Raw genomic sequence first — 24963 nt, forward strand, 5'->3', positions numbered from 1 at the left:
GCCGCCACACCCCGTTCTTCTCGGGCTACCGTCCGCAGTTCTACTTCCGGACCACCGACATCACCGGCGTGATCGCGCTGGATGAAGGCGTCGAGATGGTCATGCCCGGCGACAACGCCGTGTTCAACGTTGAGCTCATCGCCCCCATCGCCATGGAACTCGGCCTGCGCTTCGCCATTCGCGAAGGCGGCCGCACCGTTGGCGCCGGCGTTGTCTCCAAGATCGAGGAGTAAGTCATGCGAGTGAAGGTTCAGCTCGCCTGCACCGAGTGCAAGCGGCGCAATTACTCGACCATGAAGAACAAGAAGAACGACACGGGCCGTATCGAAATGATGAAGTACTGCCCGTTCGACAAGAAGCACACGTTGCACAAGGAAAGCAAGTAAGAATCCCCTTGGGCGCGCAAGCGCCCTCGGGTCGGGTTTCGATCCCGGGCGCGGGCGCGGCGCACAATCGCGCCACGTCCCGTCCGGGTAAGCCCGCTTACGCAGGGGTGTAGCTCCAACGGCTAGAGCGCCGGTCTCCAAAACCGGATGTTGGGGGTTCGAATCCCTCCACCCCTGCCATCTTTAAGCTTCGGAAGGAACCATGGCGAAACGCAAGAGCACGCCGGCCGACGCCGCAGGCGATCAGGCCGCCGGAAAGAGCGCCTCCTCCAAGGCCGCCAAGCCCAAGGCCGCTTCGACGGAACCGGGCAAGCTGCAACAGCTCAAGGAGTACTTCGACCAGTCCATCGTGGAGATGAAGAAGGTCACCTGGCCCACGCGCAAGGAGGCGGTAGCCACCAGCGTCGCGGTCGTCGTGCTGGTCATCTTCATGTCCCTGTTCCTGGGCGTGGTCGACCTGGGTCTGTCCAAGGCGATTGAAGCTATTTTGTCATAGCGGACAAGTCCGCAAGGTGAGTGTCACATGAGCGAAATGAGCGAAGGACTTCCCAATCCCCGCTGGTATATCGTCCACACCTACTCGGGCTACGAGCAGCGTGTGGAGCAGACCATCCGGGAGATGATGCGCACGGGGCAGGACAACGGCCAGATTCTGGAGGTCGTCATGCCCACCGAGAAGGTCATCGAGCTCGTCAAGGGTGAGAAGCGGACCTCCACGCGCAAGTTCTATCCCGGCTATGTGATGCTCAGGATGATCCTGACCGACGAGTCCTGGCACCTGATCCAGTCCATTCCCAGGGTCACCGGGTTCGTGGGCGGCAAGACGCGCCCCGCGCCCATGCGCGACAGCGAAGCCGAGCGCGTGCTGACCATGATGGAACAGCGCCAGGAACAGCCCCGCCCCAAGTTCAAGTTCGAGCGCGGAGACGACGTCCGGGTCATCGACGGCCCCTTCTCGGGGTTCAACGGAGTGGTGGAAGACGTGAACTACGACAAGGGCAAGCTGCGGGTTTCGGTGTCCATCTTTGGCCGCCAGACCCCGGTGGAGCTGGACTTCGTCCAGGTCAGCAAGGGCTGATGTCGGCCCGGCCCGGTGTAGACATCCATAAGACGTTCTAAGATTCGAGGGTGTAGAAATGGCCAAGAAAGTATTGGCGAAAATCAAGCTGCAGATTCCCGCAGGCTCGGCCAACCCGTCCCCGCCCGTGGGACCGGCCCTGGGTCAGCATGGTCTGAATATCATGGAGTTCTGCAAGGCGTTCAACGCCAAGACGCAGGACGAGAAGGGCATGATCACCCCCGTGGAGATCACCGTCTACGCGGACCGCTCCTTCTCCTTCATCACCAAGACCCCCCCTGCGGCGGTGCTCTTGAAGAAGGCCGCCAAGATCGACAAGGGGTCCGGCGAGCCCAACAGGGAGAAGGTCGGCAAGGTCACCAAGGCCCAGGTTCGTGAAATCGCGGAACTGAAGATGCCCGACTTGAATGCCGCCGATGTGGATGCTGCCATGAACAGCATCATGGGCACCGCCCGCAGCATGGGAATCGAAGTCAGCGAATAGGGGATACAAACATGCCCAAACATGGAAAGAAATACAGAGAGGCGGTCAAGGCCATCGACGCCGTCGCCAAGTACGACCTGCCCGAAGGGGTCAAGCTGGCGCTTGAGGCTTCCTTTGCCAAGTTCGACGAGACCGTGGACGTGGCCATCAACCTCGGGGTCGATCCCAAGTACTCCGACCAGATGGTGCGCGGTGCCGTGACCCTGCCTCATGGCCTGGGCAAGACCGTGCGCGTCGCGGCCTTCTGCCAGGGCGAGAAAGAGGCCGAGGCCCGCGAGGCCGGCGCCGACGAGGTCGGCGGCGACGATCTGGTCGAGAAGATCAAGGGCGGCTGGCTCGAGTTCGACAAGGCCGTGGCCACGCCGGACATGATGGCCAAGGTCGGTCAGATCGGCCGCATCCTCGGCCCCCGCGGCCTGATGCCCAACGCCAAGACCGGCACCGTGACCTTCGACATCGGCCAGGCCGTGTCCGAGCTCAAGGCCGGCAAGGTCGAGTTCAAGGTGGACAAGGCCGGCGTGCTGCACGCCCCGGTGGGCAAGGTCTCCTTCGGTCCGGAGAAGATCCTGGACAACCTGCGCGCCCTCGTGGACCAGGTCGTCCGCCTGAAGCCCTCCGCGGCCAAGGGCACCTACCTGCAGAGCCTGACAGTCGCCACCACCATGGGCCCCGGCGTCAAGGTTGACACCGCGTCCATGCGCAAGTATCTGGACTAGCTCTTTGACGGCAAGCCCGTCGCCCTCCGGGGCCCGGGTTTTGCGATATTCGCGGCCGTTTCGCGGCTGCGGGAATGTAAAGATGAGTCGGAGACAACAGGTGGGCCTGGCCCTTAATATCCTGTCGAGACACGCTTTGGCTCCTCTTTGCTTGGGTCAACCCTCAAGTCCTCAAGGAGGATGCGGTGAACAGGACGGAGAAAGCTGAAGTCGTCAGCGCTTTGAAGTCCAAGGCTGACAGCGCCAGCATCGCCATCGTGACGGACTTCAAGGGCCTCAAGGTTGAGGACATGACCGACCTTCGCTGCATGCTGCGCGAGGCCGGCGTCGACTACCAGGTGGTCAAGAACACCCTGGCGCGCATCGCGCTGGACGGTGGACCCCACGAGGTTCTGAAGGACGATCTCAAGGCGAACTGCGCTGTTGCCTTCGGGTACGAAGATCCCGTTGCCGCTGCCAAGGTCCTGAGCGAGTACGGCAAGAAGAACAAGAAGTTCCAGGTGCGCTTCGGCAGCCTCGAAGGCAAGTTCCTGGACGAGGCCGCCATGAAGGAGCTGTCCAAGCTCCCGAGCAAGCCCGAACTTCTGGCCAAACTCCTCGGCACCATGAACGCAGTGCCCACGAACTTCGTTTGTCTGTTTGCGAACCTGGAGCGCAAGTTCCTGTACGCCCTTACTGCCATCAAAGAGCAGAAAGAGGCGGCGTAGGTTTCGCGGTCCATCGAACCGTAGCAAAAAATCTAGAGCCAAAGCTTTTAGGAGGAATTTCCAATGGCTGACATCACCAAAGATCAGGTTGTCGAGTTTATCAGCAATATGACCGTTCTCGAGCTCTCCGAGTTCATCTCCGAGCTGGAGGAGAAGTTCGGCGTGTCCGCCGCCGCCCCGGCGATGGCCATGGCCGCCATGCCCGCCGCCGGTGGCGAAGCCGCCGCCGCCGAGGAAGAGAAGACCGAGTTCGACGTGGTGCTGACCAGCGCCGGCGGCAACAAGATCGCCGTCATCAAGGCCGTCCGCGCCCTGACCGGTCTGGGCCTCAAGGAGGCCAAGGCCAAGGTCGACGAGCTGCCCTCCACCCTGAAGGAAGGCGTCTCCAAGGACGAGGCCGAGGAAGCCAAGAAGCAGCTGGTGGAAGCCGGCGCCGAGTGCGAAGTCAAGTAGCTTCGCCCTTCTAGCATTACCGACGGGAGCGCGGCCCGGGCCGCGCTCCCGTCTTCATTTTTTTTGATGGGCGCCGAAAATAGTGCTTGCGCATGTTTTTGTCTTGGGATATTTTCCTCATCTTCGTGTCGTAGCCTTCGGTTTTAGTGCTTATCTCTATGAAGCTATTGCAAGGTCGATCCTATCGGATGCACCGCAAAGGGAGCGGTGCGTTCTTCTTTGCTTGCCCGCATGCCGGGCTTTTCCGTCTCCGTGCTAGGCGTTAGCAGCCCAGATTCACCCGCAGGCCGGCCTTGGCCGGTGCTGCCCTTGACGTAATTTCTCGTCTGTGAGGGAGAAATGGTCCAGCTTACCAAACAATTCGGCAAAATTTCATCCGCCCATCCCGTACCGCACCTGCTGAACCTTCAGGTGGATTCCTACAAGCGTTTCCTGCAGCTTGACAATCCGCCCGCCAGCAGACGCGACGAGGGGCTCGAGGGCGTGTTCCGGTCCGTGTTCCCCATCGAGGACTTCAACAAGACCGCCAGCCTCGAATACGTCAGCTATGATATCGGCACTCCCAAGTACGACGAGGCCGAGTGCATATCCAAGGGCCTGACCTTCGAAGCCCCGGTGCGCATCACCGTGCGCCTGGTGGTCTACGACGTGGATGAGGAAACCGAGAACCGGACCATCCGCGACATCAAGGAACAGGACATCTATTTCGGGACCATCTCCCTGATGACCGACAAGGGCACGTTCATCATCAACGGCACCGAGCGGGTCATCGTCAACCAGTTGCAGCGTTCCCCGGGCATCATCTTCGAGCACGACTCGGGCAAGTCCCATTCCTCGGGACGCGTGCTCTACTCCTGCCGCATCATCCCCATGCGCGGCTCGTGGCTCGACTTCGACTTCGACCACAAGGACATCCTGCACGTGCGCATCGACCGCCGCCGCAAGATGCCGGCCACCATCCTGTTCAAGGCCATGGGCATGAGCAAGGAAGAGATCCTTTCCTATTTCTACGACACGGAATACTTCAGGATCGACGGCGGACGCGTGCTGCGCGAGGTGGGCGAGGCGACCTTCTGCAAGGAAGGGGCCTACGCCGACATCCTCGACCCCAAGGGCGAGGTCATCGTGCCCCAGGGCAAGCCCATCACCAAGCGCCTCTGGAAGAAGATGGTCACCGAGGGCGTCGAGGCCTACGAGGTCGACCCGGCGGGCCTGGAGTTCACCTTCCTCTCCGAGGACCTGGTGGACGCCAAGACCGGCGAGGTCCTGGCCCTGGCCGGCGACGCCCTGTCCACCGAGCAGGTGGAGCGCCTGGCCGAGGCCGGCGTCACGCGCCTGCCCGTGCTCTTCACCCGCGGCGCCGAGGTTTCGTCCTCCATCCGCGACACGCTGATGCTGGACAAGACCACGGACACGGCCAGCGCGCAGATCGAGATCTACCGCCGCCTGCGTCCCAGCTCGCCCCCGACCTCCGAGATCGCGGCCACGTTCTTCGAGAACCTGTTCCGCAATCCCGACTACTACGACCTTTCGGGCGTGGGCCGCTACAAGCTCAACTCCCGCCTGGGCCTGGACGAGCCCCTGGACAACCGCACCCTGACCAACGAGGACATCCTGCGGTCCATCAAGCTCATCGTCCAGCTCAAGGACTCCCGCGGCCCGGCCGACGACATCGACCACCTGGGCAACCGCCGGGTGCGCCCGGTGGGCGAGCTGGTGGAGAACCAGTACCGCATCGGCCTGGTGCGCATGGAGCGGGCCATCAAGGAGCGCATGAGCCTGCAGGAAGTGGCCACGCTCATGCCCCACGACCTGATCAACCCCAAGCCCGTGGCCGCGGTCCTGAAGGAGTTCTTCGGAACGTCCCAGCTCTCGCAGTTCATGGACCAGACCAACCCCCTGTCCGAGGTCACGCACAAGCGCCGTCTCTCGGCCCTGGGACCCGGCGGCCTGACCCGCGAGCGCGCGGGCTTCGAGGTGCGCGACGTGCACGTCTCGCACTACGGCCGCATCTGCCCCATCGAGACTCCTGAAGGCCCGAACATCGGCCTCATCGTCTCCCTGACCACCCATTCCAAGGTCAACGACTTCGGGTTCATCGAGACCCCGTACCGCGTGGTCAAGGACGGCAAGGTCACCAGCGAGGTCCGCTACCTGGACGCCTCCATGGAGGCCGGCGAGATCATCGCCCAGGCCAACGCGCCCCTGGACGCCAAGGGCCAGTTCGTCAACCCGCTGGTCAACGCGCGCCTCAACGGCGACCCGACCCTGTTCCCGCGCGAGGAGGTGACCATGATGGACATCTCCCCGAGCCAGATCGTGTCCATCTCCGCCGCGCTGATCCCCTTCCTGGAGCACGACGACGCCAACCGCGCGCTCATGGGCTCCAACATGCAGCGCCAGGCCGTGCCGCTGCTCAAGTCCGAGATGCCCCTGGTGGGCACGGGCATGGAAGGCCCGGTGGCCAAGGATTCGGGCGCCTGCCTCCTGGCCGAGGGCGACGGGATCGTGCAGTTCGTGGACGCGGACAACATCGTTGTCTGCTACGACGGCGGCATCTCGCTCAAGACCGGCGGGGTCAGGAACTACGACATATTGAAGCACCACAAGTCCAACCAGAACAGCTGCTTTGGACAGAAGCCCCGGGTGCTGCCCGGCCAACGGGTCGCCAAGGGCGACGTCCTGGCCGACGGCCCGAGCATCGAGCTCGGCGAGCTGGCCCTGGGCAAGAACCTCACCGTGGCCTTCATGCCCTGGTGCGGGTTCAACTTCGAGGACTCCATCCTCATCTCCGAGCGCGTGGTCAAGGAGGACGTGTTCACCTCGGTGCATATCGAGGAATTCGAACTCGTCGCCCGCGACACCAAGCTCGGACCCGAGGAAGTCACCCGCGACATTCCCAACGTGGGCGAGGAGATGCTCCGCAACCTCGACGAGTCCGGCATGATCCGCATCGGCGCCAACGTCGGCCCCGACGACATCCTGGTGGGCAAGATCACCCCCAAGGGCGAGACCCAGCTGACCCCCGAGGAAAAGCTCTTGCGCGCCATCTTCGGCGACAAGGCCCGCGACGTGAAAAACACCTCCCTCAAGGTTCCGCCGGGAATCGAGGGCACGGTCATCGACGTCAAGGTCTTCAACCGCCGCTCCGGCGACAAGGACGTCCGCACCGCGAGCATCGAGGACTCCGAGCTGGCCCGCCTGGACCGCAAGGAGCAGAAGCACGTCGCCGCCTTGGGCGACTCCGTGCGCGAGAAGCTCTGGGCCGTGGTCAAGGGCAAGCAGATCGAGGGCTCCGTGCCCGGCAAGAAGAAGGGCGAGGTCCTGGCCGAGGCCGGGCAGCCCCTCAAGGAGTCCGTCTTCGCCGAGATCCCCGTCAAGAAGCTCTCCGGGCTGTTCAAGGCCAAGAGCGTCAACGACGAGGTCAAGGAAATCCTCGACGATTACGACCGCCACGTGCGCACCATCAAGGACATCTACGAGGTCAAGCGCGGCAAGGTCACCGAAGGCGACGACCTGCCCCCGGGCGTGATCAAGATGGTCAAGGTCTACCTGGCCGTGAAACGTAAGCTCAGCGTGGGTGACAAGATGGCCGGACGCCACGGCAACAAGGGCGTGGTCTCCAACATCCTGCCCATCGAGGATATGCCCTTCTTCGCCGACGGCACCCCCGTGGACATCGTGCTCAACCCCTTGGGCGTGCCTTCGCGCATGAACATCGGGCAGATCATGGAGACCCACCTGGGCGCCGCCTGCCAGCAGCTCGGCCGCAAGGTGGCCGGGATGGTCGAGCGCGGCGAGCACCTGAAGGACGTGCGCGAGGAGATCAAGTCCATCTACACGGACGACGAAACCTCCAAGCTCATCGACGAACTGCCCGACGACGAGCTGGTGACCCTGGCCAAGAGCCTGGCGCGGGGCATCGTGGCCCGCACCCCGGTCTTCGCCGGAGCCACCGAGGACGAGATCTGGTCCTGGCTGGAGAAGGCCGGCATGTCGCGCGACGGCAAGTCCGTGCTTTACGACGGCCGCACCGGCGACCCGTTCCACAGCCGCGTCACCGTGGGCGTTATGTATATGCTCAAGCTGCACCACTTGGTGGACGAGAAGATCCACGCCCGCTCCACGGGCCCTTACAGCCTGGTCACGCAGCAGCCCCTGGGCGGCAAGGCCCAGTTCGGCGGCCAGCGTCTGGGCGAAATGGAAGTCTGGGCCCTGGAGGCCTATGGCGCCGCCTACCTGCTGCAGGAGTTCCTGACCGTCAAATCCGACGACGTGCAGGGCCGCGTGAAGATGTACGAGAAGATCGTCAAGGGCGAGAACTTCCTGGAGGCCGGGCTGCCCGAGTCCTTCAACGTCCTGGTCAAGGAGCTCATGGCTCTGGGCCTGGATGTGAAGCTCCACCACGAGGACGCTCCCGCGGCGGAACACGCCCCGCGGCAGTAACTGGTTAACACGACCGCCCCGGCCGCATGGCCGGGGCGGACGAAATATTCAACGCTCAACACTTGGCGAGGTAGATCAATGTCTCTTGATGATCTGTTCGCAATGCGAGGGCCTTCCATGTCCTCCCAGGGAAGCCGGATGCTCGACGCCATCCAGATTTCCCTGGCCTCTCCCGAAAAGATTCGGGAATGGTCCTTCGGCGAGGTCAAGAAGCCCGAAACCATCAACTACCGTACGTTCAAGCCTGAACGCGACGGCTTGTTCTGCGCCAAGATCTTCGGTCCGGTGAAGGACTACGAGTGCAACTGCGGCAAGTACAAGCGCATGAAGCACCGGGGCATCGTCTGCGAGAAGTGCGGGGTCGAGGTCATCGCCTCCAAGGTCCGGCGCGAGCGCATGGGCCATGTGGAGCTGGCCGCGCCCGTGGCGCACATCTGGTTCCTGAAGACCCTGCCGTCCAAGATCGGCACCCTCCTGGACATGACCATGTCCGATCTGGAGAAGGTGCTGTACTTCGACTCCTTCATCGTGCTTGATCCGGGCGAGACCAGCCTGCAGCAGAACCAGATCATCTCCGAGGAGCAGTACTACCAGGTCATGGACCACTACGGAGAGGACGCCGTGAAGGTGGGCATGGGCGCGGAGGCCATCCGCGGCCTGCTGGAAGAGCTGGATCTGCCGGCCCTGCGCGTGTCCCTGCGCGAGGAGTCTCTGGCCACCCGCTCCCAGACCAAGAAGAAGAAGCTCACCAAGCGCCTGAAGATCGTGGAGGCCTTCCTGGAGTCGGGCAACAAGCCTGAGTGGATGATCCTCGAGGTCATCCCGGTCATCCCGCCCGAGCTGCGCCCCCTGGTGCCCCTGGACGGCGGCCGCTTCGCCACCTCGGACCTCAACGATCTCTACCGCCGGGTCATCAACCGCAACAACCGCCTGAAGCGGCTCCTCGAGCTGGGCGCGCCGGACATCATCATCCGCAACGAAAAGCGCATGCTCCAGGAGGCCGTGGACGCCCTGTTCGACAACGGCCGCCGCGGCCGGGCCATCACCGGCACCAACGGCCGCCCGCTGAAGTCCCTGTCCGACATGATCAAGGGCAAGCAGGGCCGCTTCCGCCAGAACCTGTTGGGCAAGCGTGTTGACTACTCCGGCCGTTCCGTTATCACCGTGGGCCCCAAGCTCAAGCTGCACCAGTGCGGCCTGCCCAAGAAGATGGCGCTGGAGCTGTTCAAGCCCTTCATCTATTCCAAGCTCGAGGAAAGGGAGCTGGCCACCACCATCAAGAGCGCCAAGAAGATGGTGGAGCGCGAGGACTTGGTGGTCTGGGACATCCTGGAAGAGGTCGTCCGCGAGTACCCCATCCTCCTGAACCGAGCCCCGACCCTGCACCGTCTTGGCATCCAGGCCTTCGAGCCCATCCTGGTGGAAGGCAAGGCCCTGCGCCTGCATCCCCTGGTCTGCTCGGCCTACAACGCCGACTTCGACGGCGACCAGATGGCCGTGCACGTGCCCCTGTCCGTGGAGGCCCAGATCGAGTGCCGCGTGCTGCTCATGAGCACCAACAACATCCTGTCCCCGGCCAACGGCTCGCCCATCATCGTGCCCAGCCAGGACATCGTGCTCGGCCTGTACTACCTGACCTGCGACCGCTCCTTCGAGAAGGGCGAGGGCAAGCTCTTCTCCGACAAGTGGGAAGTCATCGCCGCCCTGGACCACGGGGCCGTGTCCCTGCAGGCCCGCATCAAGGTGCGCATGGACGGCAAGCTCGTGGACACCTGCCCGGGCCGCATCCTGGTCAGCGAGCTGCTGCCCCCCGAGGTGCCCTTCGACCTGGTCAACTGCCTGCTGGACAAGGGCAACATCAAGCGCCTGGTGGGCGAGACCTACCGCTTGGCCGGCACCAAGGCCACGGTCATCCTCTGCGACAAGATCAAGGACCTGGGCTACGAGTACGCCACCCGCGCGGGTGTCACCGTGGGCGTGCCCGACCTGCGCATCCCCGAGAAGAAGAAGACCATCCTGGCCGACTCCACCGCCGAGGTGGAGGCCATCGAGCAGCAGTACCAGGACGGTATCATCACCCGCACCGAGAAATACAACAAGGTCATCGACGTCTGGACCAAGGCCACCAACGACGTGTCGCAGGAAATGATGCGCGAGATGTCCGTGGACATGGTCAAGGACCCCAACTCCGACAGGGTCGAGGCCAACATCAGCAACAACCCCATCTTCATGATGGCCAACTCCGGCGCCCGAGGCAACCAGGACCAGATGCGCCAGCTCGCCGGCATGCGCGGCCTGATGGCCAAGCCTTCCGGCGAGATCATCGAGACGCCCATCACCTCCAGCTTCCGCGAGGGGCTGTCGGTGCTGCAGTACTTCATCTCCACCCACGGCGCTCGAAAGGGTCTGGCCGACACCGCCCTGAAGACCGCCAACTCGGGTTACCTGACCCGCCGCCTGGTGGACGTGGCCCAGGACATGACCGTCACGGAATTGGACTGCGGCACCGTGGACGGCCTGGAGATGGGCGACCTGATCCAGGCGGGCGACATCAAGGAGAAGCTCTCCAAGCGCGTGCTCGGCCGCGTGTCCCTGCACCCGGTGTTCGATCCCGAGAGCGGCGAGGAGATCGTTCCCGCCGGCGTGATGATCGACGAGGCCTACGCCGACAAGATCGACAAGGCCGGCGTGACCACCGTGACCATCCGTTCGGCCCTGACCTGCCAGAGCCGTCACGGCGTGTGCGCGGCCTGCTACGGCCGCGACCTGGCGCGCGGGCACCTGGTGAACGTGGGCGAGACCGTGGGCATCATCGCCGCCCAGTCCATCGGCGAGCCCGGCACCCAGCTGACCATGCGTACCTTCCACATCGGCGGCACGGCCTCCAAGGAAGTCGAGCAGAACACCCACGTGGCCCAGCATCCCGGCCGCATCACCCTGTCCAGGGTCAAGATGGTCCAGAACGTCAAGGGCCAGCAGCTGGTCATGGGCAAGTCCGGCCAGGTGGGCGTGGTGGACGACGAGGGCCGCGAGCGCGAGAAGTACGTGCTGCCTTCCGGCGCCGTGCTGCACGTGGCCGCAGGACAGGAGGTCAAGAAGGGCGACGTCATCGCCGAGTGGGACCCCTTCAACGAGCCCTTCGTCACCGACGTGGACGGCCTGGTGAAGTTCAACGACCTCATCGAGGGCAAGACCTACCAGGACAACGTGGACGAAACCACCAACCGCGTGTCCCAGACCATCATGGAGTACCGCACCACCAACCTGCGTCCGTCCCTGTCCATCCTGGACGAGGGCGGTGAGGTCAAGGAGCGGCCGGGTGGCCAGGGCAACCTGGCGCAGTTCCCGTTGCCCGTGGGCGCCATCCTCATGGTCCGCGACGGTGACCAGGTCCAGGCCGGCGACATCATCGCCCGTAAGCCGCGCGAAACCTCCAAGACCAAGGACATCGTCGGCGGTCTGCCGCGCGTCGCCGAGCTCTTCGAGGTGCGCAAGCCCAAGGACCAGGGCGTGGCCTCGGAGATCGACGGCATCGTGTCCTTCGGTCCGGAGACCAAGGGCAAACGCAAGATCATCGTCACCCCCGAGGTGGGCGAGCCCATGGAGTTCCTGATTCCCAAGGGCCGCCACATCACCGTGTCCGAGGGCGACTTCGTGGAGGCCGGCGAAATGCTCACCGAGGGCTTCGCCGAGCTGGCCGACATCCTGAAGATCAAGGGCGAGAAGTACCTGGCCAACTACCTCGTGGAGGAAGTCCAGGCCGTGTACCGCTTCCAGGGTGTGGGCATCAACGACAAGCACATCGAGATCATCGTCCGCCAGATGCTCAAGAAGGTTGCCATCACCGATCCCGGCGAGACCGGCTTCCTGACCGGCGAGCAGGTGGACAAGTTCCGCTTCATGGAAGAGAACCGCAAGGCCATGGAGGAGGGCCGCAAGCCCGCCGTGGCGCAGCCTCTGGTCCTGGGCATCACCCAGGCCTCCCTGACCACGGATTCCTTCATCTCGGCGGCCTCCTTCCAGGAGACCACCAAGGTGCTCACGGAAGCCGCGCTCATGGGCAAGGAGGACTCGCTGCGGGGCCTCAAGGAGAACGTCATCGTCGGCCGCCTGATTCCCGCGGGTACCGGCTACCGCAAGTACATGGACTGCGGTATCGACGTCCCCGAACAGCCCGAGCGGCCCGACAAGTTCCTGGACGAGCTGGAGGACAGCGCCATGATGGCGGGTTCTTCGCTCTAGGCGAGCTTGCTAATGAAAATGAGAAGGCCCGCGCCGGATGGCGCGGGCCTTTTTTTGTGGTGTTGGAGGGAGGGGGGAAAGGGGAGGGGAGTCGTGGAGCAGAACCAATTGTGCCCTCCCGCCCTCCCTCCGCGTTCCCTCGCGGGTAGGGCGTTGGTTTGTCGGGAGTGTTGGATTGGGTGGCGCGGTCGCGCCCCATGCGGGTACGGGGGGCTTCGCTTCGGGGGTTGCCACCCAGGTCGCTACGCCCCCCGTACCCGCATGGGGCGCTGGGGCGTAGCGGTGGTGCGGTCCCGAGAGGGTGGCTCCCCTCGTGTCGCGGCACAGATAGTGCCGCCCCGTCGCACGAGCCCGGCTTCGCTTCGCTGATTACCATCACAGCCGCTGCGCCGGGCAGCGCGCCGGGGCTTAGGGCGTCCCTGGGGGTGGGGTACGAGTGGCGATGCGGAGCGGGGCCGAGAGTCGTGGCGCGAGTAATGCGGAAATTTTTAGATTGGAGCCGTGGCGTCGGGCAATGCCCAATGATCCTGGTGCTCATCCGTTCAACGTCCAAGCTCATCAGCCAAGATCAGCGGCGCACACCCATACCCCCCCCGAAAATCGGGACCGTAAAGCGAATTCCCGGGCGTACCGTGTAGCCCGAGGAATTACGCAGGGACCGCCTGCGGCCAAGGCGTCATGACCCTGCGGCAAATCTCTTCCAGCAACCCGCCTGTCTGGACGCACATGCCCACCCCCTCTATCGGGGCGATAGGGGCGACGCGGAGGCGTATCGCGTAGCCCCGCCAAAGCCCCTGCCCCGCCGACACGAGTTGCATTCATGGTGAGACACGCCTTGGCGTTTCTGTTTTTGCTTGTGGGTGCGGTATCGCCCCCACTCCAAAAGGGGGGCAGGGGAGTCCAGAGGGGCCTGGGGGGCTCGCCCCCCGGCCCCTTTGGCAGCTGGTTCAAATGCGCAAGCGTTTGAACCAGCTGTTCCCCTGGAGCTAAATATCTCTCCCTGTCCGGCTTTCATCCCCGACTACTCGCCCTCCATATCCTCGATCAAAATCTCCAACGCCCGCATGGAAATGCGAATCTCCATAAACGACACAACCAGCGAGCCCAGCAAAAACGCCAGACTCAGCCCGAAAAAAACCTGCCCGGTGATGGTCAGGTCCATGAACAGCGCCACCATGGACCCCACGCAGCAGCACATGGCCACGATGCCGAGCCCCTGCATGGCCTGGATCTGGCGCACGCGCACGCGCAGGTTCTGGATCTGCCTGCGCTGGGAATCGCCGCCGTCGCGCAGATACGCGTCGTGTAGGCTGCGGATGCGCGCCCCCAGGGACAGGAAGCGGTTGGTGAAGGCCAGCATGAACAGCGAAATGGCCGGGAAAAGCAAAGCCGGGGTGGTCACGTTTATCTGCATGGTGTCTCCTTGATGTCTCGAGTCCTGCTCCGCTAAAGCAAGGCCCATGCCGAAGTGGATCACTTGGAGTTTCAGGTGGTTGCGACGCGGAGCCGGGCCTGCTGCCAAACAGTTTCCGACAAAACCGTCATTTTTCATGACATGAATGTAAAAACAAGGCGTCGGCCGCATCTGCGGCCGACGCCCGAGGGGGGGTGGGGCCGGCAATCATGGGGAGGTTGATTACCGGTCCGTCTCGTTTTCGGCGGGTTCCGGGGGGGAGGCGTTGGGAGCTCCGCCGAAAAGTCTTGCCCGGAGGTTGTGGATGTCCTCCAGCACGCAGTAGAGGCACGGCACCAGGATGAGGGTGATGCCCGTGGCGAAGAGGATGCCGAAGCCCAGGGATATGGCCATGGGGATCATGAACCGCGCCTGGCGCGAGGTCTCCAGGATCATGGGGGTCAGCCCGAAGAACGTGGTCAGGGTGGTCAGCATGATGGGCCGGAAGCGGGCCCGCCCCGTCTCCAGGACGGCCTTGAGCAACCGGTCCCCGGCCAGGCGCTTGCGGTTGGCGGTGTCGATGAACACCAGGGAGTCGTTGACCACCACCCCGGACAGGGCCACCACCCCGAACATGCTGGGCACGGACAGGGAATAGCCCATGAGCAGGTGCCCGAGCACCGCGCCCACGATGCCGAAGGGGATGCAGACCATGATGATCAGGGGCTGGGAGTAGCTGTTGAAGGGGATGGCCAGGAGCGCGAAGATGGCCAGCAGCGCCAGGAGCAGCCCGTCGAACAGGCTCTGCATGCTCTCCTTCATGTCCGCGCTGCGTCCCTGGAAGCTCCAGCCCAGGCCCGGCACTTCGTCCATGAGCTGGGGCAGGACCTTGTCGCGCAGCTCGTTCTGCAGCTGCGTTGCCTGGGACGTGGGCGTGACCTCGGCCTCCACCTGGATGGCGCGGCGTCCCTGGCGGCGGGTGATCTTGGTGTAGGCCCGGCCGCGGTCGATGCTCACGGCCTCGGTGAGGGGAATCTCGCCGCCGTCGGGCGTGCGTAGGATCAGGTCCTCCACGGTCTGCTCCAGGGCCCGGTCGGCCTTGGGCAGCTGCACGCGCACCGTGACCTCGTTGCGTCCGCGCTGCTGCTTCAGGGCCTCGCTGCCCTGGAAGGCCGCGCGCACCTGCGCGCCCACCGAGGCGCTGGTCAGCCCGGCGGCGCGTCCGGCGGGCAGCATGTGGAAGTCCAACTGCTGCTTGCCGTCGGCGGAGCCGTCGTCGATGTCCGAGACGCCCGCGTAGTCCGCCAGGCGCTTGGCCAGGATCTTGCCCGCGGCGTTGAGCACGTCGGTGTCGCGGTGGGTCAGTTCCACGTTGATGGCCGGTTCCGAGCCCGGGCCGCCCCGGTCGGACTTGAAGGTCAGGGTCTCCAGGCCGGGGATTTCGCCGGTCTTCTCGCGCCAGAGCTGGGTGAACCTGGCCGTGCTCACGGGGCGCACGTCCGCGTCCGTGAGGTACACGCGGAAGGAAACGGTGCTGTCGCTGACCACGCCGAAGATGCCTTCGACCTCCTTGTCCCCGCCGTTCTCGGCGGCCACTTCCTTGGCCGCGTTGGTTATCAGGGTGCGCACCTCTTCCAGGCGCGACCGGGGGGAGCCGTAGGGCAGCACGGCCTCGCAATAGGACTGGTCCGATTCGATCTTGGGGAACAGGGTCACGCCGATGCGCGTGCTGGCCACGAAGGCCCCGGTGATCATCAGCAGGGCCACGCCCAGGGCCAGCACGGCGTAGCGCCAGCGCAGGGCCGTGGACAGCACCGGGGTGTAGCGCCAGACCACGAACATGTCGAAGGCCCGCTGGAAGCGCTTGTGCTGCCTGCCCAGCCAGCCGTCGCCGTTGCCGAAGCCCTTGGTGTGGGCCATGTGCGCGGGCAGCACGAACAGGCTCTCCCCCAGGGAGATCATGAACACGGTGATGACCACCAGGGGGATGTTGATGAAGATCTTGCCCGGCACGCCCGGCACGAAGAGCAGGGGCGCGAAGGCCACCACGTTGGTCAGCACGGAGTAGACCACGGGCACGGCCAGTTCCTTGGCCCCCTCGATGGCCGCCTCCAGGGGGCCCATGCCCCGCTGGCGGAAGGCGTGGATGTTCTCGCCCACCACGATGGCGTCGTCTACCACGATGCCCAGGGCCACGATGAAGGCGAACATGGAGATCATGTTGATGGACACGCCGAGCCCCGGCAGGAACAGGAACGAACCCAGGAAGGACACCGGGATGCCCAGGCTGACCCAGAAGGCCACGCGGATCTCCAGGAACAGGGCCAGGAGCCCGAAGACCAGCAAGAGCCCTATCCAGGCGTTGGACAAGAGCAGCTCCGCGCGCTGCAGGAAGATGTCGGACATGTCGTTGCGGATGGCGACGTGCAGCCCCTCGGGCAGGCCCGCCTCGAAGCTCTTGACCACGGCGCGCGTGGCCCGGGAGACCTGCCCCGGGGTCTGGTCGCCCATGCGGTAGGCCTCGATCATCACCGCCGGGCTGTCGTTGTACACGCCGTATTTGTTGGAATCCTCGAAATTTTCGCTGACCTCGGCGATGTCGCGCAAGAGCACCTGGGAGCCGCTCTCGTCGGTGATTACGGGGATGGCCCCGAATTCCCAGGCCCAGTCCCGGCGTTCCTTGACGCGTACCAGGATGTCGCCGCCCTCGGTGCGCACGGTGCCGCCGGGCAGCTCCAGGGAGGATGCGTTGATGGCGTCGGCCACGTTGGCCAGGGTCAGGCCGTAGCGCCTGAGTTGGGCCTCGGGCACCTCCACGTGGATCTCGTGGTCGCGCACGCCCGAGAGCTCCACCAGGGTGATGTCGTCCTGCTGCAGCAGCTCGTCGCGCAGCTCCTCGGCCTTGTCGCGCAGCACGCGGTCGCCCTTGTCGCCGTACAGGGCCACGGTGACCACCTGGCGGCTGTGGGACACGGCCGCGACCTCGGGGTCCTCGGCGTCGTCCGGGAAGGTGCTGATGCGGTCGACCTCGCTCTTCACGTCCTCGGTCAGCGTCTGCAGGTTCGCGCCTTCCATGGCCGTGATGGTGATGGATGCGCTGCCCTCGCTGGCCGTGGAGTTGATCTCGTCCACGCCGTCCAGCCCCTGCACCGCGTCCTCGATGGCCAGGATGATGCCTTCCTCCACCTCCTCGGGGCTGGCCCCGGGGTAGGCGACGGTGATCTGCACCTGGTCCTCGGTGAACTCCGGGAAGACTTCCTGCTTGATGCTCAGGGCCAGGAGCAGCCCGCCGATGAGGCAGATGAGCATGATCAGGTTGGCGGCCACGGAATGGCCGGCCATCCAGGCGATGGGGCCCTTGTGCTTGCTATCCGGCATGGACGCTCTCCGAGGCGGCGGACGAGTCCGCGTCCTTGATGCGCAGCTTCATGCCCTGCACCGGGGTCGGGATGTCCGTGGTCACCACCTGTTCGCCGGGCGCGACGCCCGAGGAGACGTACACGGTGTCCGGCTCGCGCCAGGCCACGGTCACCGGACGCACATCCAGGGCCCCGTCCTTGTAGATCCAGACCTGGGACTCCTCGCGCAGGGCCGCGCGGGGCAGGGGCACCACCGACTGCATGGTCTTGCCGCTGATGCGCACGGTCACGTACTCATCCAGTTGCAGGGGCGCGCCGCCGTTCTTGAGGTTCAGGGGGTCGGGCACGGAGATAAGGAGCTGGGCCATGCGGCTGGACTCCACCAGGGACCCGGCCAGACGCAGCACGCTGCCCCGCATGGGCGCGGACTGGCTGCGGGCCGTGACGGTCGCCGGGCTGCCCTGGACCTTGCCGTGGGGCAGGTCGATCCAGCGCAGGCGGTCCACGGGCACGGCGGCCGTGATCCAGTACTCGTCGGTGCCCACCAGGGTGCCCAGGGTGTCGGAGGTGGAGACCTCGGAGCCCTTGTTCACCGAGCGCGCGGTGACCAGGGCGTTGAAGGGCGCGCGGACCTTGGTGCGTTCGAGATTCAGTTCGGCCTGCTCAAGGTTGGCCTTGGCGTTGTCCAGCACCGCCCGGGCCTGGGCCAGCTGGGGCTTGCGCAGGGCCAGGGAGGTGTCGCCGTCCAGGGCCTCGCCCGCGGCCTTGGCCAGCATCTCCAGCTGGGCCTGGGCCACGCGCTGCTGTCCCATCTCCAGGTCGAGGTCGGCCTGGGCCTGGTCCACGGCGCTTTGGGCCTGGCGCAGGGCCAGGCGGTAGTCGGCGTCGTCCAGGACCAGGGCGGCCTGGCCCCGGCGCAGGATGCCGCCGGGGGCGAAGGCCTCGTCCAGGGACTGCACATGGCCGGATACGCGGGCGCGCAGGGTGATCTCCCGCGCGGGCTCCACGCTGCCCATGATCTCGATGGACACGGCCTTGTCCGTGACCGTGGCGGGCTGCACCTGCACCAGGGTAGCCCTTTCCGTGGGGCGGCCTTTGCCCGCCGTGGGACGGGTGGCGATGAGCATGGCCGCCACGGCCGCGCCCAGGACCAGGATGACCAGGGGCAGGAACACGGTCAGCAGGCGTCTGGCCGTCGAGCGCTTGTCGTCTTTCTTGTGGGTCACGATGTCTTCCTTGTGCCGGAATTTGTGTCGGGGTCGGCCAAGCCGTCGGGGGTCAGGTCCCCGGTCCAGCCGCCGCCCAGGGCGATGTACAGGGCCACGCGGTTCTTGAGCAGGTCCGTGCGTTCCTGGACCAGGGTGCGCTGCAGGCCCTGCACGGTGGATACGGCCTGCAGGTAGGGCAGGAAAGAGGCGTCCACCCCGCCCAGGTAGCGCCTGCGGGCCTCGGCCTCGGCGTCCCTGGCCGCGCCGAGTTGCGTCTCGAGGGCGGCGATGCTCTCCAGCTGGCCCCGCTCCGTGGCCATGGCGTCGTCCACTTCCTTGATGGCTGTGAACACGGTTTCTTCATAGGCGGCCAGGCGCTGTTCGGCCACGGCGCGCACGCGGTCCACCTCGGCGGAGCGCTGCCCGCCGTCCAGGATGGGCATGACCAGGCTCCCGGCCAGTTTCAGGGCCCAGGCGTCGAACAGGGTCTCCAGGCCCGTGCCGGAGTACGCGCCGCTGCCCGTGATGGTGATGGCGGGCAGGCGGTCGGCGCGCGCGGCCGCCACTTCCCAGTCCGCCGCGCGCAGGGACAGGCCCGCGCCGCGCACGTCCGGGCGCTTGGCCAGCAGGTCCGCGGGCAGCCCGGCCGGGGGCGTGGGGGGCAGCTCGGGCAGGGCGTCGCCCCCCGGCGCGGCCACCGTCCCAGGGGCGTGGCCCGTGAGGATGGCCAGCTGGCTGGACAGGGTGCGCTCCCGGGTGGACAGGTCGGGCAAGAGCGCCTTGACCGAGGCCAGGTTCTCGCGCTGCTGCAGGACGTCCAGGGCCGTGGCCCCGGAAGCCGCGAGCAGCAGTTCCTGCACGCGCAGGATGTCCTGGTTCACGCGGATCTGTTCGCGCACCAGCCGGTTCTCTTCGCGCGTGGCCAGGAGGTCTATCCAGGCCTCGGCCACGTTGCCCGCCACGGTGGCCGCGGCGGTCTCCAGGTCTTGGCGCGACGAGGCCGCGTCCAGGTTCCCGGCCTCGGCCGTGGCCCGCACCCGGCCCCAGAGGTCCATCTCGTAGGAGGCCGAGAGACCCAGCTCGTAGTCCTCGCCCAGGGAGAAGGTCTCCTTGCCGTTCGCCTCGGACCAGGAGCGGGTGTGGGTGGCGCCGCCCTTGCCCGACAGGGACGGGGTCAGCCCGGCCCCGGCCTGGCGGGCCTGGGCCCGGGCCTGCCTGAGGGTGGCCCAGGCCTGGCGCACGCTGAAGTCGCCGGTCAGGGCCTGGCGCATCAGGGCGTCCAGCTCCTGGCCGCCGAGCTCGGTCCACCAACGGTCCGGGGTGGGGCCCTGGGCGTCCTTGTCCCAATCCTCGTACAGGCCGTACTGCACGGGCATGCCCTGGGGCGCGGGGTCGCGGGGCGAGGGCGCGAAGGGCGCGCAGCCCGCCGCCAGGAGCGCGGCCAGCAGGGCGATGGTGATATGAAGAGGAGTGCTCATGGTTTCCTTGTCGTTCTCGGTTCGGTGGCTGGTCCTCAAGGGATCACGATAGCAATAACGGAACGGGGAGGGGAATCCCTGCGCAAAAAAAACGTGCGCCGCGAAAATTCGGTTTCAAGCCCCTTCGATCTGGCGGCGCAGCCCCTTGCGCGCCCGCACCAGCAGGGATTCCACGGCCGCCACGGTGGTGTCCATGGCCTCGGCGATCTGGTCGTAGCGCATGCCCTCGTTGTGGCGCAGTATGAGCGCCGTGCGCTGGGACTCGGGCAGGGAGCGCACGGCCGAGGACAGGGCCTCGGCGCTCTCCCGGCGCAGGGCCGCCGTGAGCGGGGTCTCGGAGTCGGCCTGTTCGGGCATGTTCTCCATGAGCACCGGCCGGACCTTGCGCACGTGGTCCAGGCAGAGGTTGCGGGCGATGCGCATGACCCAGGCCCTGAATGTGCCTTCCCGGCGGTAGGTCGCGGCGTTCCTGTAGACGCGGAGCAGGGTTTCCTGGGCCACGTCGCGGGCCTCCTGGGCGTCGCCCAGGAAGCGGTAGGCGAAATCCAGGACCATGGGCTGGTGGCGTTCCACCAGCACGCGGAAGGCCTGCTCGTCGCCTTGGCCCGCCAGCTTCATGAGCTGGTCGTCGGCCAGTTTGTCGTGGCTTTTCAGGAACAGCATGCGCGGGCCTTAGCGGTGCCTGTGGTCCTTGCGGACGGCCTCGATCATGGAGTTGCCCAGGGTGCGCAGCTTGTCCGGCCCGAGTATGCCGAGGGCCTCCAGGAAGATGTTCTGCGTCTGCAGGCCGTGCCTGCGCAGCAGGTCCAGCTCGGTCTCCCGGTTGGTCGCCAGGCGCTCCAGGTCCGGGCCCTCGGCGCGGGTCATGGCCTCGATGGTGTCGGTCTTGATGTCCAGGGCCTCGTCGCGCCACTGCCGCATGTTGGCGTGTATCCTGTCCTCCAGGGCGAGCATGGCCTCGCGCTGCTGCCCGCTGACGTCCATGCCGTCCAGAGCCTGCATGAGCAGCCTGCGCGGTTTGGGGATGCGGGGATCGTCGCTCATGGCGTGGTGCGCGGCCGCAGCCAGGAACCCCAGGTTCAGGCACACGGAGAACAGGATCAGGATGCGCTTCATATTTAATGTCATAAGTACTCCAGGTCGCCCGCGGCCAGGATCAGGGTCTGGTGCGTCGACTGGGTCGCGTAGGCCGTAGCCGCGTCCGGGGCCAGGGGCGATGCATTAAAAAGGAATATGCCCAGGAGCAGGCCGGCGGCCACCGCCGCGAAGCTGGTGCCCTTGTAGAAGACGGGCAGGGCGGCCCACCATTGTGCCGGGGGCGGGTAGGCCTCGGCCTCGGCGGCGCGCAGGGTCGCCTCCACCAGGCTCTGGTCGTGTCCCGGTCCGGGCAGCCCCCCCAGGGCGTCGAACAGGGCCGACAACTCGCGCGCGCGAACCGCGCACTCGGCGCAGCCGCCCACGTGGACCTTCATGGCGCGGGCCTCGGCGGGCGGCAGTTCGCCGTCCAGCCAGGCGTGCATCTTATCTCGTGCCGTGGTGCAGTCCATGGTTCCTCCTCCTCTCTCTCCGGCCGTTGCCAGGCCGTTACATATACGCTAACGCGCGGGACAACAAAACCCTGCGCGGCGATCCGAAAAGAAGAGCCGACCGGGACCCGCGGCAAAAGGCGGAAAATTCGATTTTGGAGGTTGACAGCGCACTGGACCGAGGATATAGACCTCTGACTTATTGATTGTGAGCATACCGTTCCGGATGGGAACGGACGTCCACTGCTCATCGATCCCACGGGATCCTCTGAGAGTGGAAGATAACTTCGCTAGACAAGGCGGGGGGATTCTTCCTCCTGCCTTTTTTGATTATGTATTTCGGCTGGCGTCGAACGACCGGGAGGACCGGGACCGGGAGACGCTCATTTCCAGGCGCGGGCGGACGGCAACCACCCAAGAATGCGCCCCTACTTACGATGGAGGAAGTAGATGCCGACCATCAATCAATTGGTCCGTAAACGTCGGGTCAGGCAGTTGAAGCGGAAGAAGACTCCCGCGCTGCAGGAATGCCCGCAGCGCCGTGGCGTGTGCACCCGCGTGTACACCACGACCCCCAAGAAGCCTAACTCGGCTCTGCGCAAGGTCGCGCGCGTGCGCCTGACCAACGGGATCGAGGTCACCTCGTACATCCCCGGCGAAGGGCACAACCTCCAGGAGCACTCCGTGGTCATGATCCGCGGCGGCCGCGTCAAGGACCTTCCCGGCGTGCGCTACCATATCATCCGCGGCACCCTGGATACCGCCGGCGTGGCTGATCGCCGCCAGGCCCGTTCCAAGTACGGCGCCAAGCGGCCCAAGTAAGTCATCAAGGGAGTTATTGAGCTATGCCCAGAAAAGGCCCTGTGCCCAAGAGAGAGATTCTTCCCGATCCGAAGTTCCGCAGCGTGCTCGCCGCGCGCTTCGTCAATCGGCTGATGTTCGACGGCAAGAAAAGCACCGCCGAGACCATTTTCTACAAGGCTTTGGATATCCTGGCCGAGAAATCCCAGGAAGATCCCATCCGCGCCTTCGAGAAGGCCGTGGAGAACGTCAAGCCTCAGCTTGAAGTCAAGTCGCGCCGCGTGGGCGGCGCCACGTACCAGGTGCCGATGGAGGTGCGCCCGGACCGCCAGATCGCTCTGGCCATCCGCTGGCTCATCGGCTACGCCCGCGGGCGCGGCGAGAAGGGCATGATTGCCCGTCTTTCCGGCGAATTCCTGGACGCCTACAACAATCGCGGCGGCGCCGTGAAGAAGAAGGAAGACACCCACCGGATGGCCGAAGCCAACAAGGCTTTCGCCCATTACCGTTGGTAGGTGACGGAGATACACGTGTCCAGAGTGGTTCCCATTCCCAAACAGAGAAACATCGGTATCATGGCCCACATTGATGCGGGCAAGACCACGACTACCGAGCGCATTCTCTTTTATACCGGCGTTTCTCACAAGATCGGCGAAGTCCATGACGGCCAGGCCACCATGGACTGGATGGAGCAGGAACAGGAGCGCGGCATTACCATTACTTCCGCCGCCACCACCTGCTTCTGGCGTGATCATCGCATCAACATCATCGATACTCCCGGCCACGTCGACTTCACCATGGAGGTGGAGCGCGCGCTTCGTGTGCTGGACGGCGCCGTGGCGGTGTTCGACGCCGTGGCCGGCGTCGAGCCCCAGTCCGAGACCGTGTGGCGCCAGGCCGACCGCTACAAGGTTCCCCGCATGGCCTTCGTCAACAAGATGGACCGTGTGGGCGCCAACTTCTTCCGTTGCGTGGACATGATCAGGGACCGCCTGGGCGCCAAGCCCGTGCCCCTGCAGCTGCCCATCGGCTCCGAGGACGAGTTCCGCGGCGTCGTGGACATGATCCACGGCAAGGCCATGGTGTTCGACGACCAGACCATGGGCGCCAAGTATGACTTCGTGGAGATTCCCGAGGAGCTCCAGGAGCAGTACGAGGAGATGCACATGGCCATGGTTGAAGCCATCGCCGAAGAGGACGACACCCTCATGGAGAAGTACCTCGCGGGCGAGGAACTGACCCCCGAGGAACTCATCGCCGGCGTGCGCAAGGCCACCATGAACCTGACCATCTGCCCGGTGCTCTGCGGCTCCGCGTTCAAGAACAAGGGCGTGCAGCCCCTGTTGGACGCCGTCGTGGACTACCTGCCGTCTCCGGACGAGGTCGTGGTCATGAAGGGTGAGGACCCGCACAGCGGCGAGACCATCGCCTGCCCCTGCGACGACGACAAGCCGTTGGCCGCCCTGGCCTTCAAGCTGTTCTCCGACCCCTTCGTGGGCCATCTGACCTTCCTGCGCATCTACTCCGGGCACATCGAGTCCGGCATGACCGTCATCAACGCGGCCACGGGCCGCAAGGAGCGCATCGGCCGTCTCCTGAAGATGCACGCCAACAAGCGCGAAGAGATCAAATGGGCCGGCGCCGGCGACATCGTCGCCGCCGTGGGCCTGAAGAACGTCGCCACCGGCGATACCCTGTGCGAGCAGGGCAAGGCCGTGGTCCTGGAGTCCATGGACATCCCGGACACGGTCATCGAGGTGGCCATCGAGCCCAAGACCAAGGCCGACCGCGACTCCCTCACCGACGCCCTGGCCAAGCTGGCCAAGGAGGATCCGTCCTTCCGCGTGAAGGGCGACGAGGAGACCGGCCAGACCCTGATCGCGGGCATGGGCGAGCTGCACCTGGAGATCATCGTCGACAGGCTGCTCAGGGAGTTCAGCGTCAACGCCAACGTGGGCGCCCCCCGCGTGGCCTACCGCGAGACCATCACCAAGCCCTCCAAGGTGGACCACAAGTACGCCAAGCAGTCCGGCGGCCGCGGCCAGTACGGCCACGTGGTCCTGGAAGTCGAGCCCAACCCCGAGAAGGGGTACGAGTTCGTCGACTCCATCAAGGGCGGCGTGATTCCCAAGGAATACATCCCCGCCGTGGACAAGGGCATCCAGGGAGCCTTGAGCTCCGGCGTCATGGCCGGCTACCCGGTCGTGGACGTGAAGGTGAACCTCGTCTTCGGTTCCTACCACGAAGTGGACTCCTCCGAGCAGGCTTTCTCCGTGGCCGGTTCCATGGCCATCAAGGAAGCCCTCAGAAGGGCCGACCCGGTCCTCCTGGAGCCCATCATGTCCGTTGAAGTGGTCACTCCCGAGGAATACCTCGGCGACGTCATGGGCGACCTGAACTCCCGCCGCGGCCGCGTGTCCAGCATGGACGCCCGCGCCAACGCCCAGGTCGTGGATTCCCAGGTGCCGCTGTCCGAGATGTTCGGATACGCCACCGACCTGCGGTCCAAGACCCAGGGCAGGGCCACCTTCACCATGCAGTTCGACCATTACGAGAAAGTGCCGGCCAGCCTGGCTGAAGAAATCATGAAGAAGAACTAAGGGGGTTCTAGTCATGGGTAAGGCAAAATTCGAGCGCACCAAGCCGCACGTAAACATCGGCACCGTTGGTCACATTGACCACGGCA

General features: G+C 65.2%; 20 protein-coding genes and 1 tRNA gene. 14 read left to right on the plus strand and 7 right to left on the minus strand.

Features of this window, described 5'->3' with window-relative positions:
- The 11 genes from ACYYG1_RS16110 to rpoC all read left to right on the plus strand — a co-directional run.
- A partial coding sequence (locus tag ACYYG1_RS16110) for an EF-Tu C-terminal domain-related protein (protein ID WP_461210850.1) occupies positions 1-233 on the plus strand: 233 nt, incomplete at its 5' end.
- 3 nt (positions 234-236) lie between these two features.
- On the plus strand, positions 237-386 hold the full coding sequence (gene rpmG / locus ACYYG1_RS16115; RefSeq protein WP_461211360.1) for a 50S ribosomal protein L33: 150 nt from the start codon (positions 237-239) through the stop codon (positions 384-386).
- 103 nt (positions 387-489) lie between these two features.
- A tRNA-Trp gene (locus tag ACYYG1_RS16120) sits at positions 490-566 on the plus strand.
- Between the two features lie 22 nt (positions 567-588).
- Positions 589-882, plus strand: coding sequence for a preprotein translocase subunit SecE (gene secE / locus ACYYG1_RS16125; protein ID WP_461211361.1), 294 nt, complete (start codon positions 589-591; stop codon positions 880-882).
- 27 nt (positions 883-909) lie between these two features.
- Positions 910-1464: a transcription termination/antitermination protein NusG gene (nusG, locus tag ACYYG1_RS16130; RefSeq protein ID WP_461211362.1), complete on the plus strand. Its 555-nt coding sequence runs from the start codon at positions 910-912 to the stop codon at positions 1462-1464.
- A 58-nt stretch (positions 1465-1522) separates the two neighbouring features.
- Entirely contained in the window at positions 1523-1948 is a 426-nt protein-coding gene (gene rplK / locus ACYYG1_RS16135) for a 50S ribosomal protein L11 (RefSeq protein WP_461211363.1), read from the plus strand.
- Between the two features lie 11 nt (positions 1949-1959).
- Complete coding sequence (rplA, locus tag ACYYG1_RS16140; RefSeq protein ID WP_461211364.1) at positions 1960-2664, plus strand: 50S ribosomal protein L1; 705 nt, start codon at positions 1960-1962, stop codon at positions 2662-2664.
- A gap of 185 nt (positions 2665-2849) precedes the next feature.
- Positions 2850-3371, plus strand: a complete 522-nt coding sequence (gene rplJ / locus ACYYG1_RS16145) for a 50S ribosomal protein L10 (RefSeq protein WP_461211365.1) — start codon at positions 2850-2852, stop codon at positions 3369-3371.
- Between the two features lie 63 nt (positions 3372-3434).
- Positions 3435-3824: a 50S ribosomal protein L7/L12 gene (gene rplL / locus ACYYG1_RS16150; protein WP_461211366.1), complete on the plus strand. Its 390-nt coding sequence runs from the start codon at positions 3435-3437 to the stop codon at positions 3822-3824.
- A gap of 339 nt (positions 3825-4163) precedes the next feature.
- Positions 4164-8270 (plus strand): DNA-directed RNA polymerase subunit beta, encoded by a 4107-nt coding sequence (gene rpoB / locus ACYYG1_RS16155; protein ID WP_461211367.1) that lies wholly within the window; start codon positions 4164-4166, stop codon positions 8268-8270.
- Between the two features lie 78 nt (positions 8271-8348).
- Positions 8349-12512, plus strand: coding sequence for a DNA-directed RNA polymerase subunit beta' (gene rpoC / locus ACYYG1_RS16160; RefSeq protein WP_461211368.1), 4164 nt, complete (start codon positions 8349-8351; stop codon positions 12510-12512).
- A 1021-nt stretch (positions 12513-13533) separates the two neighbouring features.
- On the opposite strand, the gene ACYYG1_RS16165 is transcribed toward rpoC, so the two are convergent.
- From ACYYG1_RS16165 to ACYYG1_RS16195, 7 genes are all read right to left on the minus strand, one after another.
- Positions 13534-13926, minus strand: a complete 393-nt coding sequence (locus ACYYG1_RS16165) for a DUF2721 domain-containing protein (RefSeq protein WP_461211369.1) — start codon at positions 13924-13926, stop codon at positions 13534-13536.
- 222 nt (positions 13927-14148) lie between these two features.
- The gene (locus ACYYG1_RS16170) at positions 14149-17283 is read right to left on the minus strand and encodes an efflux RND transporter permease subunit (RefSeq protein WP_461211370.1); all 3135 of its coding nucleotides are present in this window, start codon (positions 17281-17283) and stop codon (positions 14149-14151) included.
- Positions 17273-18490, minus strand: a complete 1218-nt coding sequence (locus ACYYG1_RS16175) for an efflux RND transporter periplasmic adaptor subunit (RefSeq protein WP_461211371.1) — start codon at positions 18488-18490, stop codon at positions 17273-17275. Before ACYYG1_RS16175 ends, ACYYG1_RS16170 begins: the two co-directional genes overlap by 11 nt.
- Positions 18487-19950 (minus strand): efflux transporter outer membrane subunit, encoded by a 1464-nt coding sequence (locus ACYYG1_RS16180; RefSeq protein ID WP_461211372.1) that lies wholly within the window; start codon positions 19948-19950, stop codon positions 18487-18489. Before ACYYG1_RS16180 ends, ACYYG1_RS16175 begins: the two co-directional genes overlap by 4 nt.
- Positions 19951-20064: 114 nt before the next feature.
- Positions 20065-20613 (minus strand): RNA polymerase sigma factor, encoded by a 549-nt coding sequence (locus ACYYG1_RS16185; RefSeq protein ID WP_461211373.1) that lies wholly within the window; start codon positions 20611-20613, stop codon positions 20065-20067.
- A gap of 9 nt (positions 20614-20622) precedes the next feature.
- Positions 20623-21066 carry a hypothetical protein gene (locus tag ACYYG1_RS16190; protein ID WP_461211374.1) on the minus strand — a complete coding sequence of 148 codons (444 nt, stop codon included), beginning with the start codon at positions 21064-21066 and terminating at the stop codon, positions 20623-20625.
- Between the two features lie 8 nt (positions 21067-21074).
- On the minus strand, positions 21075-21497 hold the full coding sequence (locus ACYYG1_RS16195) for an anti-sigma factor family protein (RefSeq protein WP_461211375.1): 423 nt from the start codon (positions 21495-21497) through the stop codon (positions 21075-21077).
- Positions 21498-21926: 429 nt separating this feature from the next.
- Between ACYYG1_RS16195 and rpsL the strand changes: the two genes are divergently transcribed.
- Genes rpsL through fusA form a run of 3 tightly spaced genes read left to right on the plus strand, consistent with a single transcriptional unit; the run spans position 21927 to position 24877 of the window.
- On the plus strand, positions 21927-22298 hold the full coding sequence (rpsL, locus tag ACYYG1_RS16200) for a 30S ribosomal protein S12 (RefSeq protein WP_461211376.1): 372 nt from the start codon (positions 21927-21929) through the stop codon (positions 22296-22298).
- 23 nt (positions 22299-22321) lie between these two features.
- Entirely contained in the window at positions 22322-22792 is a 471-nt protein-coding gene (rpsG, locus tag ACYYG1_RS16205) for a 30S ribosomal protein S7 (protein ID WP_461211377.1), read from the plus strand.
- A gap of 15 nt (positions 22793-22807) precedes the next feature.
- Positions 22808-24877: an elongation factor G gene (gene fusA / locus ACYYG1_RS16210; protein ID WP_461211378.1), complete on the plus strand. Its 2070-nt coding sequence runs from the start codon at positions 22808-22810 to the stop codon at positions 24875-24877.
- Positions 24878-24963: the final 86 nt, after the last annotated feature.

It is taken from the genome of Desulfocurvus sp. DL1XJH-121 (assembly GCF_054819825.1).

Bases quoted from the DNA above. Each gene is read 5' to 3' on its own strand.
- ACYYG1_RS16190 (WP_461211374.1), bottom strand. From the start codon at position 21,066: ATGAAGCGCATCCTGATCCTGTTCTCCGTGTGCCTGAACCTGGGGTTC.
- ACYYG1_RS16180 (WP_461211372.1), bottom strand. From the start codon at position 19,950: ATGAGCACTCCTCTTCATATCACCATCGCCCTGCTGGCCGCGCTCCTG.
- nusG (WP_461211362.1), top strand. From the start codon at position 910: ATGAGCGAAATGAGCGAAGGACTTCCCAATCCCCGCTGGTATATCGTC.
- rpoB (WP_461211367.1), top strand. From the start codon at position 4,164: ATGGTCCAGCTTACCAAACAATTCGGCAAAATTTCATCCGCCCATCCC.
- rplL (WP_461211366.1), top strand. From the start codon at position 3,435: ATGGCTGACATCACCAAAGATCAGGTTGTCGAGTTTATCAGCAATATG.
- rpsG (WP_461211377.1), top strand. From the start codon at position 22,322: ATGCCCAGAAAAGGCCCTGTGCCCAAGAGAGAGATTCTTCCCGATCCG.
- rpsL (WP_461211376.1), top strand. From the start codon at position 21,927: ATGCCGACCATCAATCAATTGGTCCGTAAACGTCGGGTCAGGCAGTTG.
- ACYYG1_RS16185 (WP_461211373.1), bottom strand. From the start codon at position 20,613: ATGCTGTTCCTGAAAAGCCACGACAAACTGGCCGACGACCAGCTCATG.
- ACYYG1_RS16195 (WP_461211375.1), bottom strand. From the start codon at position 21,497: ATGGACTGCACCACGGCACGAGATAAGATGCACGCCTGGCTGGACGGC.
- rplK (WP_461211363.1), top strand. From the start codon at position 1,523: ATGGCCAAGAAAGTATTGGCGAAAATCAAGCTGCAGATTCCCGCAGGC.
- rpoC (WP_461211368.1), top strand. From the start codon at position 8,349: ATGTCTCTTGATGATCTGTTCGCAATGCGAGGGCCTTCCATGTCCTCC.
- secE (WP_461211361.1), top strand. From the start codon at position 589: ATGGCGAAACGCAAGAGCACGCCGGCCGACGCCGCAGGCGATCAGGCC.
- ACYYG1_RS16165 (WP_461211369.1), bottom strand. From the start codon at position 13,926: ATGCAGATAAACGTGACCACCCCGGCTTTGCTTTTCCCGGCCATTTCG.
- rpmG (WP_461211360.1), top strand. From the start codon at position 237: ATGCGAGTGAAGGTTCAGCTCGCCTGCACCGAGTGCAAGCGGCGCAAT.
- rplA (WP_461211364.1), top strand. From the start codon at position 1,960: ATGCCCAAACATGGAAAGAAATACAGAGAGGCGGTCAAGGCCATCGAC.
- ACYYG1_RS16170 (WP_461211370.1), bottom strand. From the start codon at position 17,283: ATGCCGGATAGCAAGCACAAGGGCCCCATCGCCTGGATGGCCGGCCAT.